This is a genomic window from Streptomyces sp. NPDC030840 (assembly GCF_055572015.1).
On the sequence record NZ_JBVIEE010000009.1, the window covers coordinates 85,672 to 99,328 of the forward strand.

Below are 13,657 nucleotides of genomic sequence, written 5' to 3' on the forward strand. Positions count from 1 at the left end.
ACACATGTGACAGATGCGACATGTGTGAAAACAGCCTGGCCGGAGCAGGAGTACAGCGCACAGACAGAACGGAAGGGCAGGTTCACGGCATGGGCATCATCAGCTGGATCATTCTGGGGCTGTTGGCCGGAGCCATCGCCAAGTTCCTGCTGCCGGGGCGCGACCCGGGCGGCTTCTTCGGCACGACCCTCATCGGTATCGCGGGCGCGTTCATCGGTGGCTGGATATCGGCCCGTTGGATGGACCACCCCATCAGCAGGGACTTCTACGACGGCGCCACCTGGGCCGCGGCCATCGGCGGCTCCCTCGTTCTGCTGATCGCCTACCGCATACTCTTCGGCCACTCGCGCCGCTGATCAGATACCCCGAGCCCGCAGTCAGCAGGCGAGAGGGCCGGTCCGGCGCTGGTGAGCGCCGGACCGGCCCTCTTCGTGTCCGTCCCCGGCGAGCACGGCCCGCAGCGCGGGCTCCCGCGGCGCGTGCCACCACCATCGGCTCGGCAGCGCTCAGTTGCTCACCACCGACGCGGTCGGCTCACCGGTAGTTCACGAACTGAAGGGCGAAGTCGAAGTCCTTGCCTTTCAGGAGGGCGATCACGGCCTGCAGGTCGTCGCGGCTCTTGGAGCTGACCCGGAGCTCGTCACCCTGGACCTGGGCCTTCACGCCCTTGGGGCCCTCGTCGCGGATGATCTTCGCCACCTTCTTGGCATTCTCCTGGGAGATGCCCTCCTCGATCGAGGCGAAGATCTTGTACTCCTTGCCGGACAGCTGGGGCTCGCCCGCGTCCAGCGCCTTCAAGGAGACGCCGCGCTTGATCAGCTTGGACTGGAAGACGTCGAGGATCGCCTTCACCCGGTCCTCGGAGTTCGCCTCCATCAGGATCTTGTCGCCGGACCACGAGATCGAGGCACCCACGCCCTTGAAGTCGTAGCGCTGGGAGATCTCCTTGGCGGCCTGGTTGAGGGCGTTGTCGACCTCCTGCCGCTCGACCTTCGAGACGATGTCGAAACTGGAGTCGGCCATGTCCTGTGGCTCCTTGTATCAGGGTGTGAATCGGTGCGTATCGGCGTACGTGGGGGCGGTCGCCGAGCCCGGCGTCGATCCCGGGCCGCATCCGCATAAGCCTAGCCACCCCCTCCCCTCGGAGCGCAGATCAATCGGGTGGCGAAGCACCCCCGCGCATCAGGTATCGTTTACGTCGTTGCCACCGGAGCAGCGCCGAAAGGCGGTGCGACGGGCAGCAAACCCCGGCGGTGTGCCCGAGCGGCCAAAGGGAGCAGACTGTAAATCTGCCGGCTCAGCCTTCCCAGGTTCGAATCCTGGCGCCGCCACACTGGGGAAGACCCCCTCCGATCAGGGATAGCACCTGATCGGAGGGGGTTTCTCGTTGATCACCTCGGTTCGACTGGCTGTGGACGGGGCGCGGACGTGTCTCACCTCGTATCGCCCGTATCCCACCGTTGATCAGTGCGTGTCCCCCAGGTGTCCCCCGGGGGTGAGCATGATCACTCGGGTTCGTTCCACTCCCGAAGTGCTGCGTCGATCCGGCTGTTCGCGCGCTCCCGGGTCTGGTCGAGCACCTTGGCGTACACCTGGTGCAGTACCGCGATGCTGTGCCCGGCACGGCGGGCGCACTCCATGGCGTTCACGCCGGAGCTGAGCCGGAACGACACCGTGACGTGCCACAGGTCGTAGGGACGGCGGGCCGGCAACGATGCCGTCTCCGCCATGACTTCTCCGAAGACGGCCTCCAGCGATACCGCACCCGGTTCGTTCCTCCTCAGGCAGACGATCCGCGCCTCCTCTATGACGGAGATGCCGCGGCCGTGACGGTGAGGACAGTGCCGTTGCACGATGGCCGTGACGGTGCGGCAGAAGCGGGCTGAGGCTGTACCGAAGTGGACGCCCAGCCGTGAGAGCGGACACTGCGGCCATCCTGGCCAGTGCGCGCATGAATTCTCTCCTCCCCGATGTGTCTCCCGAGAGCGGCACCAGGGAAGGAAGGGCCCTCTCACTCCGGCTCGGTGCCCGTGCGCTCCGCCACGACTTGGGGGTCGCGTCCTGCACCTTCCGAGATGCGACCAGTGGGGTGAAAGTGCACGGTGGTACTGGGGGTGCGTCGTTTGGAGGTGATGGGCATGCGACACCTGTTTCCCAGCGTGGCTGTGGTCGCCTCTCTCGTCCTTGGGGGAGGCACGGCCTTGGCGGTACCTCACAGCGCCCAGCCGGAGGCGCCTCGTGCGAAGCCGGCGAGTGCCGCGCTGCCCGAGCACGGATCCCGGGACGTCTGCAACTTCACCAAGCAGCGTCCAACGCTGAAGAACGGGTCGTCAGGAAGCGCTGTCCAACAGGCCCAGTGCTATCTGAACAACGCCATGACAGGCGCGAACCTGGACGTGGACGGGGACTTCGGACCGGTCACCAAATCGGCGACACAGCGGTTCCAGCGCTGTGCCGGAATCGTCGTGGACGGGGTGGTCGGGGCCCAGACGTGGTCCTTCCTGGTTTTCTGGGCCAACTCGACGGACACCGTTTGCTGATCCGCTGTCCGGCCCCGTGTTCCAACTCCTTGGCCACGGCCCGTCCTTCGACCGGCGGCTTCGCAACCACGGTGGCCGGCACGGGCTTCCGGGCACACTGAGAGCATGTCGTCCCGTCGCAGAAGGTGCCCTGAGTGTCGTCGCGAGATCGCTGTGGTCGCCGGGCGGTTCGCGCGGCATGATCCGCCCGGTGCGAACGGTGGGCTGGTGTCGTGTGCCGGGTCGCGCAGGCCGGCGGAGGTGGGAGCGGCTCAGCCGACGCTGGACGGGTACGTGGTTCCGGAGTTCCCTGGACAACTGCCGCTGTTCTGAGGCGCTTTCCGAAGCCCCCGCAGGCGGGACGCCCCACAGACCTTCCGATGCCCCACGGACCTTTCGAAGACCCCTCAGGAGCCCCTCAGTTGCCCGCCACCGACTTCACCGCCACCGACACCGGTGTCGAGCCGCTGACCAGTTCCAGGGTCAGGCCGGCCGTGGCCGGGGTGTCCACCAGTTCCGCGAGGATGGCGGCCACGTCGTCACGCGGGATCGAGCCGCGGCCGGTCGAGGCCTCCAGGCGAACCAGGCCCGTGCCCGGGTCGTTGGTCAGCGATCCGGGGCGCAGGATCGTCCAGTCCAGAGCGCTCTGGTTCCGGACGTGCTCGTCGGCCTTGCCCTTTGCGCGCAGGTACGCGTCAAAGACCTCGTCGCCCTGGTGACCCGGGTCGGCGCCCATCGACGACACCACGATGTGACGGCGCACGCCCGTCCGTACCGCGGCGTCCGCGAACAGCACCGCGGCGTCGCGGTCCACGGTGTCCTTGCGGGCCGCTCCGCTGCCCGGGCCCGCGCCCGCGGCGAAGACGGCCGCGTCCGCGCCCTGGAGATGCGCGGCGACCTGCTCGACCGTGGCCGACTCCAGGTCGCACAGCACGGGTTCGGCACCGACCCGCCGCAGGTCGTCGCCCTGTTCGGGGCGGCGGATGATGCCCGCGACCTCGTCGCCGCGCCCGGCGAGCAACCGCTCCAGCCGCAGCGCGATCTGACCATGACCTCCAGCGATAACAATGCGCATGTCTTCGACCGTACGCCCGACCGGCCCCGTGCGCCGCATGGCTTCCCGGCGGGTTCCGCCGCCCCGGAAGCCCCATGCCTCCCGACCCGGGAGCCCTACGACGGCTCGCCCCGGCCCTGCCGGGGCAGGTCCAGTGCCGCGGCCGCCGACGAGTTGCAGTACTCCCGTACCGCGCTGGTACGTGCCACCACGCGCCCCCGGTGCACCACGATCCGGCTGTACGCCAGTGAGAGCGCCCCCGCGAGCCGGTCGCCCCGCACAGCGAGGAGTTCCGCGGGAAAGCCCGCCTCCACCCGCACCTCGGGGAGCCCGAGCACCCTGCGCGCGGACGTGCTCACCGTGTCGTAGGCGTCCTCGGCCCGCAGACCGTGACGCGAGGCCAGCAGGTACGCCGCTTCCAGGGGGTCGCCGCGCCCCACCGGGTTCGACATGTCACGCAGGGCGCCGCTGCCCGCCGCGACCCGTACGCCGGCCGCGCGCAGCAGCCGTACGGGAGCCGTGCCCCGGTCGTCCGCGCCCCCGCAGCCGCCCTGAGGGAGGCACACGACACTGATCCCCGCCGCCGCGAGCTGGTCCGCCGCTCGCGCCGCCGCCTCGGCGGGCAGGCGCCCGAGCCCACCACAGGGGCCGAGCGTCACGCCGGGCCGCAGGCCCCCCGCCATCGCGGCGAGCCGGCCGAGCCGCGCGGGATCGGAGCCGTCGACGTGCAGGTCGACCGGGCAGCCCTGCTCGGAGGCGACGTCAAGGACCGCTTCCACGTACCCGGTGGGATCGGGGTCCAGATCCGGACGGCCGCCCACTACGGAGGCGCCCATCTTCACCGCGTCCCGCAGCATCGCGAGCCCGTCGGCACCGGCGACGCCGGTCAGCAGCCGCGGCATCGCCACCGTCGTCAGCTCGACGAGGCCGCGCAGCGCCCGCCCCGCACGGAGCACGGCCGTCAGCGCGCCGAGCCCTTGTACGTCTCCCACGTGCACGTGCGAGCGCAGCGCCGTCGTCCCGTGCCCGAGCTGGAGCAGCGCCGCCTCGGTGGCCCGCCGCTGGACGTCCTCGGCGTCGTGCGGGACCGGTCCGTCGGCGTCGGCGGACAGAGCCGTGTCGCCGTGTGCGTGCGGCTCGGCCGGAGCGGGCAGCAGCAGGTAGCCGCCGAGGTCCACGCGCGCGGCGTGCCCGCCCGGGCCCGAGGCCCCTCCGCCCGCCAGGCTTCCCGCCGTGCCCACCGCCTCGATGCGCCCGCGGCACAGCCGTACGTCCACGGTCCGGCCGTCGGTGAGCCGCGCCCCGCACAACAGCAGGGCGGTTCCCTCGGGCTGTCCCGACGAGAAGCCCGGTGAGGGGTCCGACGAGGAAGGGGAGGGCTGCGGCTGACTGTCGGGCATCGCACTCCTGGGGTAGGCCGCTGCGCGAGGAGGACACGCAAGATCACGCGGAGTGAGTCGAGCCTAGGGCGGCCGACCGCCCGCTTCAGGGAGGAGCGGAATAGTCGTACCGGTGTGGTCCTCCCCGTCGGCGGGGGGCGTGATCGGCGCGGCCCCGACGGCTTGCCCTCCTGGTCCAGGCGGTGCGGCGGCCGTGACACGTGAGGTGACGGAGGGCGATGAAGCATCCGGGAACAGTCCGGGGTGGGTGCCGCGAAACCGATTTGGGCGATCGGCCGTGGGGCGTGTAATGTCTTCATCGCTCGCCCCAATAGCTCAGTCGGCAGAGCGTCTCCATGGTAAGGAGAAGGTCTACGGTTCGATTCCGTATTGGGGCTCTGATGTGAAGGGTTCCCGCCGTGAGGCGGGGATCGATCGCATCGCAGCGGTGTAGCTCAGTCGGTAGAGCAAGCGGCTCATAATCGCTGTGTCACCGGTTCAAGTCCGGTCACCGCTACAGACAGTAGCCGATTGCGGGGTCGGTCCTTCGATCGGCTACTCTTCTTGCGTTAATTCAGTCCATTCTGTTCGTCAAGGAGCACTCACGTGGCTGCCACCGACGTCCGCCCGAAGATCACGCTGGCCTGCGTGGAGTGCAAGGAGCGGAACTACATCACCAAGAAGAACCGGCGTAACAACCCGGACCGTCTTGAGATGAAGAAGCACTGCCCGCGCTGCAACGCGCACACCGCGCACCGCGAGACGCGATAAAACAGGCTCGTACGCGAGGCCGCCCCCGTAACAGGGGGCGGCCTCGCGTCGTTTCGGCCACTGTGGCGAACGCTCGTTATCAGGCAGGATCCTGCAGAGCCGTCGTTCACCGGTCAACCACAGCACACATCAGGAGGTGCCGAGCCCATGGCGCTCGACCAGTCCTTCGTGGGGCGGTCCTACCCGCCCACCGATCCCTATGAGGTCGGCCGGGAGAAGATCCGCGAGTTCGCGGAGGCCGTGGGGGACACCAACCCGGCGTACACGGACCCGGAGGCCGCCAAGGCGCTCGGTCACGCCGATGTGATCGCCCCGCCGACCTTCGTGTTCTCGATCACCTTCAGGGCGGCCGAGCAGGTCGTCCAGGACCCCAAGCTGGGGCTCGACTACAGCCGCGTCGTGCACGGCGACCAGAAGTTCGCGTACACGCGCCCCGTGCGCGCGGGCGACCGGCTCACGGTCACCTCGACCATCGAGAAGATCAAGTCCATGGCCGGCAACGACTTCCTGGACATCCGGGGTGAGGTCCACGACGAGGCGGGCGAGCACGTGGTGACCGCCTGGACCAAGCTCGTCGCCCGCGCCGAGGACGACGAGGCCCCGGCAGAAGGGCAGGCGTGAGCCGATGACGGCACAGATCAAGTACGCGGACGTCGAGGTCGGCACGGAACTGCCCGGACAGACGTTCCCGGTCACCCGGGCCACGCTCGTGCGGTACGCGGGCGCCTCCGGCGACTTCAACCCGATCCACTGGAACGAGAAGTTCGCCAAGGAGGTCGGGCTGCCGGACGTCATCGCGCACGGCATGTTCACCATGGCCGAGGCGATCCGAGTGGTCACCGACTGGGCGGGCGACCCGGCGGCGGTCGTGGAGTACGGGGTCCGCTTCACCCGGCCCGTGGTCGTCCCGAACGACGACGAGGGCGCCACCATCGAGGTCAGCGGCAAGGTCGCGGCCAAGCTCGACGACGACACCGTCCGCGTCGACCTGACCGTCACCAGCGCCGGCCAGAAGGTGCTCGGCATGTCCCGGGCGGTCGTACGCCTGGCGTGAGCCGCGCCTGTTCACGTAAGGGGTGCCCATCCAGGTGGGGCACCCCTTACGCGTCGTACTCCCTGGGGCACCAGCTTCGTGGACACACCGGACACACGCCGAAGCGACGCACGTGGCGTGCACGCGCGCGGGGAAGCCCCAGCGCCGTCTCGTACCCTTGTGCCCGTGCTGGAACTCCACGACGCCCCGCTCGCTCCGCTGACCACCTTCCGGCTCGGCGGCCCCGCGGACCGGCTGATCACCGCGACGACCGATGCCGAAGTGATCGCCGCCGTCCGCGAGGCCGACGACTCCGGTACACCCCTGCTGCTCATCGGCGGCGGATCCAACCTGGTCATCGGCGACAAGGGCTTCGCGGGGACCGCACTCGTCATCGCGACCAAGGGCTTCACGCTCGACGGCACACGGCTGGAGCTGGCGGCCGGCGAGGTGTGGACCGACGCCGTCGCCCGCACCGTCGAGGCCGGACTCGCGGGGGTCGAGTGCCTCGCCGGAATCCCCGGCTCGGCGGGCGCGACACCGATCCAGAACGTCGGGGCGTACGGCCAGGAGGTCTCCTCCACCATCACCGAAGTGGTCGCCTACGACCGCGTCACCCACGAGACGGTCACCCTTCAGAACGCCGAGTGCGCCTTCTCGTACCGGCACAGCCGCTTCAAGGGCGACCCCGAGCGGTACGTCGTACTGCGCGTCCGCTTCGAGCTGGAGGACGCGGACGGTCTGTCGGCTCCGATCAGGTACGCGGAGGCCGCACGGACCCTCGGCGTCGAACCCGGCGACCGCGTCCCCCTCGCAGCCGCCCGCGAGGCGGTGCTGAAACTGCGCTCCGGCAAGGGCATGGTCCTCGACCCCGAGGACCACGACACCTGGTCGGCCGGATCGTTCTTCACCAACCCGATCCTCACCAACGAGGACTTCGCCGCGTTCCACGCGCGCGTACGGGAGCGGCTGGGCGACGGCGCCGTCCCGCCCGCCTACCCCGCGGGCGACGGCCACACCAAGACCTCCGCGGCCTGGCTGATCGACAAGGCGGGCTTCACCAAGGGCTACGGCACCGGACCCGCCCGCATCTCCACCAAGCACACGCTGGCCCTCACCAACCGCGGCGATGCCACCACCGAGGACCTGCTCGCCCTCGCCCGGGAGGTCGTCGCCGGCGTCCGGGACGCCTTCGGGATCACCCTGGTGAACGAGCCCGTGACGGTGGGCGTCAGCCTCTGAGAGCGGGCCCTGCCCGCCGCGTCCACCGCGGCCTCACGCCGCGAGCCAGTCGTCGACGCCCGACAGCAGCTTCTCCTTGACGTCGTCCGGGGCCGCCGAACCGCGTACCGACTGGCGGGCCAGCTCCGCCAGCTCGGCGTCCGTGAAACCGTGGTGATCGCGGGCGATCTCGTACTGGGCCGCGAGGCGTGAACCGAACAACAGCGGGTCGTCCGCACCGAGCGCCATCGGGACCCCCGCCTCGAACAGAGTCCTCAAGGGGACGTCCTCGGGCTTCTCGTAGACGCCCAGCGCGACGTTGGAGGCCGGGCACACCTCGCAGGTGATCCCCCGCTCGGCCAGCCGCTTCAACAGCCGCGGATCCTCCGCCGCGCGCACCCCGTGTCCGATCCGCGAGGCGTGCAGGTCGTCCAGGCAGTCCCGGACCGACGACGGGCCGGTCAGCTCACCGCCGTGCGGCGCCGACAGCAGCCCCCCGTCCCGCGCGATCGCGAACGCCCGGTCGAAGTCCCGCGCCATGCCCCGCCGCTCGTCGTTCGAGAGCCCGAAACCGACGATGCCGCGGTCCCTGTAGCGCACGGCCAGCCGTGCCAGTGTGCGCGCGTCGAGCGGATGCTTCATGCGGTTCGCGGCGACGAGGACGCGCATCCCGAGGCCGGTATCGCGGACGGTCGTGTCCACCGCGTCCAGAATGATCTCCAGGGCCGGGATGAGCCCGCCCAGCCGCGGCGCGTACGACGTGGGGTCGACCTGGATCTCCAGCCAGCCGGAGCCGTCCCTGAGGTCCTCCTCGGCCGCCTCGCGCACCAGCCGCTGGATGTCCTCGGGCTCTCTGATGCAGGACCTCGCGGCGTCGTACAGCCGCTGGAAGCGGAACCAGCCCCGCTCGTCCGTCGCCCGCAGCCTGGGCGGTTCCCCGCTGGTCAGTGCCTCGGTGAGGGTCTCGGGCAGCCGCACGCCGTACTTGTCGGCGAGTTCGAGGACGGTTCCGGGCCGCATCGACCCGGTGAAATGCAGGTGCAGATGAGCCTTGGGCAGCTCAGAGACATCACGTACGTGCTCCATCCGAGGATCCTGCCGTACACGGATTACGTATCGGTACCGCTTTCCCCGATCGTGGTCTTGCTCGCACTCGGACACGAAAAAACGGGTGAGCACCTCCCGCACTCGGGAGGTGCTCACCCGCTCGTACGAGAACGCCTCAGTCCCGCGCCTCCGCCAGCAGCTTCTGGATGCGGCTCACGCCCTCGACGAGGTCCTCGTCACCCAGCGCGTACGACAGCCGCAGGTACCCCGGCGTGCCGAACGCCTCACCCGGGACGACCGCGACCTCGGCCTCCTCCAGGATGAGCGCCGCCAGCTCGACGGTGTTCTGCGGACGCTTGCCGCGGATCTCCTTGCCGATCAGGGCCTTCACGGAGGGGTACGCGTAGAAGGCGCCCTCGGGCTCCGGGCAGAGCACGCCGTCGATCTCGTTGAGCATCCGGACGATGGTCCGGCGGCGGCGGTCGAAGGCCTCGCGCATCGTCGCGACGGCGTCCAGGTCACCGGAGACGGCGGCGATCGCGGCCACCTGGGCGACGTTCGAGACGTTGGACGTGGCGTGCGACTGGAGGTTCGTCGCGGCCTTGACCACGTCCTTCGGGCCGATGACCCAGCCGACGCGCCAGCCCGTCATCGCGTACGTCTTGGCGACGCCGTTGACCACGATGCACTTGTCGCGCAGCTCAGGCAGGAGCGCGGGGAGGGACACGGAGACCGCGTCGCCGTAGACCAGGTGCTCGTAGATCTCGTCCGTGAGCACCCACAGGCCGTGCTCGACGGCCCAGCGGCCGATCGCCTCGGTCTCGGCCTCGCTGTAGACGGAGCCGGTCGGGTTGGACGGTGACACGAAGAGGACGACCTTGGTCTTCTCCGTGCGGGCGGCCTCCAGCTGCTCGACCGAGACCCGGTAGCCCGTGGTCTCGTCCGCGACGACCTCGACCGGGACGCCGCCGGCGAGGCGGATCGACTCCGGGTACGTCGTCCAGTACGGCGCCGGGACGATGACCTCGTCGCCCGGGTCGAGGATCGCGGCGAAGGCCTCGTAGATGGCCTGCTTGCCGCCGTTGGTGACCAGGATCTGGGAGACGTCGGGCTCGTAGCCCGAGTCGCGCAGCGTCTTCGCGGCGATCGCGGCCTTCAGCTCGGGCAGGCCGCCCGCCGGCGTGTAGCGGTGGAACTTCGGGTTCTTGCAGGCCTCGACGGCCGCCTCGACGATGTAGTCCGGCGTCGGGAAGTCGGGCTCACCGGCGCCGAAGCCGATCACCGGACGCCCGGCGGCCTTGAGGGCCTTGGCCTTGGCGTCCACGGCGAGGGTGGCGGACTCGGAGATCGCGCCGACTCGGGCGGAGACCCGGCGCTCGGTGGGAGGGGTTGCAGCGCTCATGGACCCCATCGTTTCAGACACGAAACGCCCGCGGCACGCGGGTTTCACAGACTGGTCACGCGGGTGAACAGACGCCCGACGGGCCCGTGGCACAGGCGGACCGGGCCGCGGGCCCGGGGCGCGTACGAGCCCTGCCGCCCCACGGGCGGCTGCGGCGTGTACGACCGAAAAACACGCCCGTGCGAGGGCGGCGCAGCGGCGAAACCGCAACCGACAACGCCCGTGGGAACACTTTCTGTTCGACGACCGGCTCCGGACCACGTACACTCTCACCTCGTTGGCCTCCACCGGCCGCGCTCACCCGGTGCACACCGAGCACTCAGGCGGATGCGGTACGTTTGTGGGGAACCAAAGGGTCGTAGCTCAATTGGTAGAGCACTGGTCTCCAAAACCAGCGGTTGGGGGTTCAAGTCCCTCCGGCCCTGCTACACACTCCTTACGCCAGGATGTGTGCGCATGTACGTACAGCAGCAATGCACCGCCGTGCGGCTCAGACCGGGCGCGGCACGGCCACGACCCGGAATCAGGTGAGGACGAGTGACGGACGCCGTGGGCTCCATCGACATGCCTGATGCCCAGGATGAGGCGCCGGAGTCCAAGAAGAAGACCCGCAAGGGCGGCAAGCGCGGCAAGAAGGGCCCCTTCAAGCGCCTGGCGTTGTTCTACCGCCAGATCGTCGCGGAGCTCCGCAAGGTCGTCTGGCCGACCCGCTCGCAGCTGACGACGTACACGACCGTGGTGATTGTCTTCGTCGTCATCATGATCGGTCTGGTGACTGTGATTGACTTCGGACTCGACAAGGCCGCCAAGTACGTCTTCGGCTGAGCCGAAAGCGAAGGGCGCCGTACCCGGCGCCCCTTTCGCGTGTTCCACCGCCATGAATCCAGGAAGAAGCAGCCACCGTGTCTGACCCGAACGTGAACGACGCCATCGAGCCTCGTGGAGAAGGTGTCGAGTCCGCGGACGACGAGCTCGACATCGTCGAGGGAGCGGACGAGGTCGACGAGTTCGAGGCTGCCGAGGCCGAGGCGGGGGAGCCGGCTGAGGAAGCCGCCGTGCACGTCGAGGACGAGGTCGAGGAGGAGGCCGCCGAGGAGGAGGCCGAGCCCGTCGACCCCGTCGCCGCCCTGCGCGAGGAGCTGCGGACCCTGCCCGGCGAGTGGTACGTGATCCACACCTACGCCGGCTACGAGAACCGCGTGAAGACCAACCTGGAGCAGCGCGCCGTCTCGCTGAACGTCGAGGACTACATCTTCCAGGCCGAGGTGCCGCAGGAGGAGGTCGTCCAGATCAAGAACGGCGACCGCAAGACCATCCGCCAGAACAAGCTCCCGGGCTACGTCCTGGTGCGCATGGACCTGACGAACGAGTCCTGGGGTGTCGTCCGCAACACGCCCGGCGTCACCGGCTTCGTGGGCAACGCCTACGACCCGTACCCGCTGACGCTCGACGAGATCGTCAAGATGCTCGCCCCCGAGGCCGAGGAGAAGGCCGCCCGCGAGGCCGCAGAGGCCGAGGGCAAGCCGGCTCCGGCCCGCAAGGTCGAGGTTCAGGTGCTCGACTTCGAGGTCGGCGACTCGGTCACCGTCACCGACGGCCCGTTCGCCACGCTGCAGGCGACGATCAACGAGATCAACGCCGACTCGAAGAAGGTCAAGGGCCTCGTCGAGATCTTCGGCCGCGAGACGCCGGTCGAGCTGAGCTTCGACCAGATCCAGAAGAACTAGTTCGAGGACTGGTTCGAGGACTGGTTCGGCGGCCGGGAGCCCCGGCTTCTGGAACTGTCGCTTCCGAGCAGGTCAGGCGGGCTCTCGTGGCCGGTCTGACCTGCTCGGTTTTTGGCCGCGCATCTATACCCGTTATCGTTGTGCGGTATGCCTCCATCCGGGACGCGACCCGGTCGGAGGCGCACTCGAATCGAAAGGACCCGGAGAGCAATGCCTCCCAAGAAGAAGAAGGTCACGGGGCTCATCAAGCTCCAGATCCAGGCCGGTGCCGCGAACCCGGCCCCGCCGGTCGGCCCGGCGCTGGGTCAGCACGGCGTCAACATCATGGAGTTCTGCAAGGCCTACAACGCCGCGACCGAGTCGCAGCGCGGTTGGGTCATCCCGGTGGAGATCACGGTCTACGAGGACCGCTCCTTCACCTTCATCACCAAGACGCCGCCGGCCGCCAAGATGATCCTCAAGGCCGCGGGCGTGGAGAAGGGCTCCGGCGAGCCGCACAAGACCAAGGTCGCCAAGATCACCGAGGCGCAGGTCCGCGAGATCGCCCAGACCAAGCTGCCCGACCTCAACGCCAACGACCTGGACGCCGCCGCGAAGATCATCGCCGGTACCGCGCGTTCCATGGGCGTCACGGTCGAGGGCTGAACCCCACCTTCGTACCATGCGGCTGTGATCCCCTGATCACCCGCCGCACGTGGCAGGGCCTGCTCGGCCCGTACCACGACTCCTTTCAGAACACACAGGAGCAGTTGTGAGCAAGCGCAGCAAGGCTCTCCGCGCTGCGGACGCCAAGGTCGACCGGGAGAAGCTGTACGCCCCGCTCGAGGCCGTCCGTCTCGCCAAGGAGACCTCCACGACCAAGTTCGACGGCACCGTCGAGGTCGCCTTCCGTCTGGGTGTCGACCCGCGCAAGGCCGACCAGATGGTCCGTGGCACCGTGAACCTCCCGCACGGCACCGGTAAGACCGCCCGGGTCCTGGTCTTCGCGACCGGTGACCGTGCCGAGGCCGCTCGTGCCGCCGGCGCCGACATCGTCGGCTCCGACGAGCTGATCGACGAGGTGTCGAAGGGCCGTCTGGACTTCGACGCCGTCGTCGCCACCCCGGACCTCATGGGCAAGGTCGGCCGCCTCGGCCGCGTGCTCGGTCCCCGTGGTCTCATGCCGAACCCCAAGACCGGCACCGTGACCCCGGACGTCGTGAAGGCCGTCAACGACATCAAGGGCGGCAAGATCGAGTTCCGCGTCGACAAGCACTCGAACCTGCACTTCATCATCGGCAAGACGTCGTTCGACGACACGAAGCTGGTGGAGAACTACGCCGCGGCGCTGGAGGAGATCACCCGTCTCAAGCCGTCCGCCGCGAAGGGTCGCTACATCAAGAAGGCCGCCATCACCACCACGATGGGCCCCGGCATTCCCGTCGACCCCAACCGCACCCGGAACCTCCTCGTCGAGGAGGACCCGGCCGCCGTCTGAGGCCTACGCCGATTTCGGTAGCCGGTC

The 13,657-nt window shown here is 69.2% G+C and carries 17 protein-coding genes and 4 tRNA genes; 15 read left to right on the forward strand and 6 right to left on the reverse strand.

Annotation, left to right across the window (positions count from 1 at the left end):
• Nucleotides 1-89: 89 nt before the first annotated feature.
• Nucleotides 90-356, forward strand: a complete 267-nt coding sequence (locus ACZ49J_RS20860) for a GlsB/YeaQ/YmgE family stress response membrane protein (protein WP_467449928.1) — start codon at nucleotides 90-92, stop codon at nucleotides 354-356.
• Between the two features lie 178 nt (nucleotides 357-534).
• Here the strand turns inward: ACZ49J_RS20860 and ACZ49J_RS20865 are convergent, their stop codons facing one another.
• Nucleotides 535-1,023, reverse strand: a complete 489-nt coding sequence (locus ACZ49J_RS20865; RefSeq protein ID WP_467449930.1) for a YajQ family cyclic di-GMP-binding protein — start codon at nucleotides 1,021-1,023, stop codon at nucleotides 535-537.
• A 226-nt stretch (nucleotides 1,024-1,249) separates the two neighbouring features.
• Between ACZ49J_RS20865 and ACZ49J_RS20870 the strand changes: the two genes are divergently transcribed.
• Nucleotides 1,250-1,331: transfer RNA gene (locus ACZ49J_RS20870), tRNA-Tyr, on the forward strand.
• Nucleotides 1,332-1,505: 174 nt separating this feature from the next.
• On the opposite strand, the gene ACZ49J_RS20875 is transcribed toward ACZ49J_RS20870, so the two are convergent.
• The gene (locus tag ACZ49J_RS20875) at nucleotides 1,506-1,730 is read right to left on the reverse strand and encodes a hypothetical protein (RefSeq protein WP_467449932.1); all 225 of its coding nucleotides are present in this window, start codon (nucleotides 1,728-1,730) and stop codon (nucleotides 1,506-1,508) included.
• 471 nt (nucleotides 1,731-2,201) lie between these two features.
• Here ACZ49J_RS20875 and ACZ49J_RS20880 point away from each other — a divergent pair, with 471 nt between their 5' ends.
• Together ACZ49J_RS20880 and ACZ49J_RS20885 are read left to right on the forward strand one after the other, a co-directional pair.
• Nucleotides 2,202-2,540: a peptidoglycan-binding domain-containing protein gene (locus tag ACZ49J_RS20880; protein ID WP_467449933.1), complete on the forward strand. Its 339-nt coding sequence runs from the start codon at nucleotides 2,202-2,204 to the stop codon at nucleotides 2,538-2,540.
• 105 nt (nucleotides 2,541-2,645) lie between these two features.
• On the forward strand, nucleotides 2,646-2,852 hold the full coding sequence (locus ACZ49J_RS20885) for a hypothetical protein (protein ID WP_467449934.1): 207 nt from the start codon (nucleotides 2,646-2,648) through the stop codon (nucleotides 2,850-2,852).
• A gap of 85 nt (nucleotides 2,853-2,937) precedes the next feature.
• On the opposite strand, the gene ACZ49J_RS20890 is transcribed toward ACZ49J_RS20885, so the two are convergent.
• Both ACZ49J_RS20890 and ACZ49J_RS20895 read right to left on the reverse strand, forming a co-directional pair.
• Nucleotides 2,938-3,594 carry an SDR family oxidoreductase gene (locus tag ACZ49J_RS20890; RefSeq protein ID WP_467449935.1) on the reverse strand — a complete coding sequence of 219 codons (657 nt, stop codon included), beginning with the start codon at nucleotides 3,592-3,594 and terminating at the stop codon, nucleotides 2,938-2,940.
• 95 nt (nucleotides 3,595-3,689) lie between these two features.
• Nucleotides 3,690-4,973: an amidohydrolase family protein gene (locus ACZ49J_RS20895; RefSeq protein WP_467449936.1), complete on the reverse strand. Its 1,284-nt coding sequence runs from the start codon at nucleotides 4,971-4,973 to the stop codon at nucleotides 3,690-3,692.
• Nucleotides 4,974-5,277: 304 nt separating this feature from the next.
• On the opposite strand from ACZ49J_RS20895, the gene ACZ49J_RS20900 reads away from it, so the two are divergent.
• The 6 genes from ACZ49J_RS20900 (at nucleotide 5,278) to ACZ49J_RS20925 (ending at nucleotide 7,998) form a co-directional block, all read left to right on the forward strand.
• Nucleotides 5,278-5,350, forward strand: a tRNA-Thr gene (locus ACZ49J_RS20900).
• A 46-nt stretch (nucleotides 5,351-5,396) separates the two neighbouring features.
• Nucleotides 5,397-5,469: transfer RNA gene (locus tag ACZ49J_RS20905), tRNA-Met, on the forward strand.
• Nucleotides 5,470-5,558: 89 nt separating this feature from the next.
• Nucleotides 5,559-5,723 (forward strand): 50S ribosomal protein L33, encoded by a 165-nt coding sequence (gene rpmG, locus ACZ49J_RS20910; RefSeq protein WP_003948671.1) that lies wholly within the window; start codon nucleotides 5,559-5,561, stop codon nucleotides 5,721-5,723.
• A 147-nt stretch (nucleotides 5,724-5,870) separates the two neighbouring features.
• Nucleotides 5,871-6,344, forward strand: coding sequence for an FAS1-like dehydratase domain-containing protein (locus tag ACZ49J_RS20915; RefSeq protein WP_467449938.1), 474 nt, complete (start codon nucleotides 5,871-5,873; stop codon nucleotides 6,342-6,344).
• A 4-nt stretch (nucleotides 6,345-6,348) separates the two neighbouring features.
• Entirely contained in the window at nucleotides 6,349-6,777 is a 429-nt protein-coding gene (locus ACZ49J_RS20920; protein WP_467449939.1) for a MaoC family dehydratase, read from the forward strand.
• Between the two features lie 165 nt (nucleotides 6,778-6,942).
• Nucleotides 6,943-7,998 (forward strand): UDP-N-acetylmuramate dehydrogenase, encoded by a 1,056-nt coding sequence (locus tag ACZ49J_RS20925; RefSeq protein ID WP_467449940.1) that lies wholly within the window; start codon nucleotides 6,943-6,945, stop codon nucleotides 7,996-7,998.
• A 33-nt stretch (nucleotides 7,999-8,031) separates the two neighbouring features.
• Here ACZ49J_RS20925 and ACZ49J_RS20930 read toward each other — a convergent pair whose 3' ends face one another.
• Together ACZ49J_RS20930 and ACZ49J_RS20935 are read right to left on the reverse strand one after the other, a co-directional pair.
• Entirely contained in the window at nucleotides 8,032-9,063 is a 1,032-nt protein-coding gene (locus ACZ49J_RS20930; RefSeq protein ID WP_467449941.1) for an adenosine deaminase, read from the reverse strand.
• A 136-nt stretch (nucleotides 9,064-9,199) separates the two neighbouring features.
• Nucleotides 9,200-10,426 carry a pyridoxal phosphate-dependent aminotransferase gene (locus ACZ49J_RS20935; RefSeq protein ID WP_467449942.1) on the reverse strand — a complete coding sequence of 409 codons (1,227 nt, stop codon included), beginning with the start codon at nucleotides 10,424-10,426 and terminating at the stop codon, nucleotides 9,200-9,202.
• A gap of 352 nt (nucleotides 10,427-10,778) precedes the next feature.
• On the opposite strand from ACZ49J_RS20935, the gene ACZ49J_RS20940 reads away from it, so the two are divergent.
• The 5 genes from ACZ49J_RS20940 to rplA all read left to right on the forward strand — a co-directional run bounded on the left by ACZ49J_RS20940 (nucleotide 10,779) and on the right by rplA (nucleotide 13,630).
• Nucleotides 10,779-10,851: transfer RNA gene (locus ACZ49J_RS20940), tRNA-Trp, on the forward strand.
• A 112-nt stretch (nucleotides 10,852-10,963) separates the two neighbouring features.
• Nucleotides 10,964-11,251 (forward strand): preprotein translocase subunit SecE, encoded by a 288-nt coding sequence (gene secE, locus ACZ49J_RS20945; protein ID WP_467449943.1) that lies wholly within the window; start codon nucleotides 10,964-10,966, stop codon nucleotides 11,249-11,251.
• Between the two features lie 77 nt (nucleotides 11,252-11,328).
• Entirely contained in the window at nucleotides 11,329-12,153 is an 825-nt protein-coding gene (gene nusG, locus ACZ49J_RS20950) for a transcription termination/antitermination protein NusG (protein WP_467449944.1), read from the forward strand.
• A gap of 210 nt (nucleotides 12,154-12,363) precedes the next feature.
• Nucleotides 12,364-12,798, forward strand: a complete 435-nt coding sequence (rplK, locus tag ACZ49J_RS20955; RefSeq protein WP_019756559.1) for a 50S ribosomal protein L11 — start codon at nucleotides 12,364-12,366, stop codon at nucleotides 12,796-12,798.
• A 106-nt stretch (nucleotides 12,799-12,904) separates the two neighbouring features.
• A complete protein-coding gene (rplA, locus tag ACZ49J_RS20960) occupies nucleotides 12,905-13,630 on the forward strand; it encodes a 50S ribosomal protein L1 (protein WP_467449945.1) in 726 nt (241 codons plus the stop codon).
• The last annotated feature ends 27 nt before the right edge of the window (nucleotides 13,631-13,657 follow it).

Coding starts and splice junctions, on each gene's coding strand:
- ACZ49J_RS20860 (WP_467449928.1), top strand. CDS start 90: ATGGGCATCATCAGCTGGATCATTCTGGGGCTGTTGGCCGGAGCCATC.
- ACZ49J_RS20865 (WP_467449930.1), bottom strand. CDS start 1,023: ATGGCCGACTCCAGTTTCGACATCGTCTCGAAGGTCGAGCGGCAGGAG.
- ACZ49J_RS20875 (WP_467449932.1), bottom strand. CDS start 1,730: ATGGCGGAGACGGCATCGTTGCCGGCCCGCCGTCCCTACGACCTGTGG.
- ACZ49J_RS20885 (WP_467449934.1), top strand. CDS start 2,646: ATGTCGTCCCGTCGCAGAAGGTGCCCTGAGTGTCGTCGCGAGATCGCT.
- ACZ49J_RS20890 (WP_467449935.1), bottom strand. CDS start 3,594: ATGCGCATTGTTATCGCTGGAGGTCATGGTCAGATCGCGCTGCGGCTG.
- ACZ49J_RS20895 (WP_467449936.1), bottom strand. CDS start 4,973: ATGCCCGACAGTCAGCCGCAGCCCTCCCCTTCCTCGTCGGACCCCTCA.
- ACZ49J_RS20915 (WP_467449938.1), top strand. CDS start 5,871: ATGGCGCTCGACCAGTCCTTCGTGGGGCGGTCCTACCCGCCCACCGAT.
- ACZ49J_RS20920 (WP_467449939.1), top strand. CDS start 6,349: ATGACGGCACAGATCAAGTACGCGGACGTCGAGGTCGGCACGGAACTG.
- ACZ49J_RS20930 (WP_467449941.1), bottom strand. CDS start 9,063: ATGGAGCACGTACGTGATGTCTCTGAGCTGCCCAAGGCTCATCTGCAC.
- ACZ49J_RS20935 (WP_467449942.1), bottom strand. CDS start 10,426: ATGAGCGCTGCAACCCCTCCCACCGAGCGCCGGGTCTCCGCCCGAGTC.
- rplK (WP_019756559.1), top strand. CDS start 12,364: ATGCCTCCCAAGAAGAAGAAGGTCACGGGGCTCATCAAGCTCCAGATC.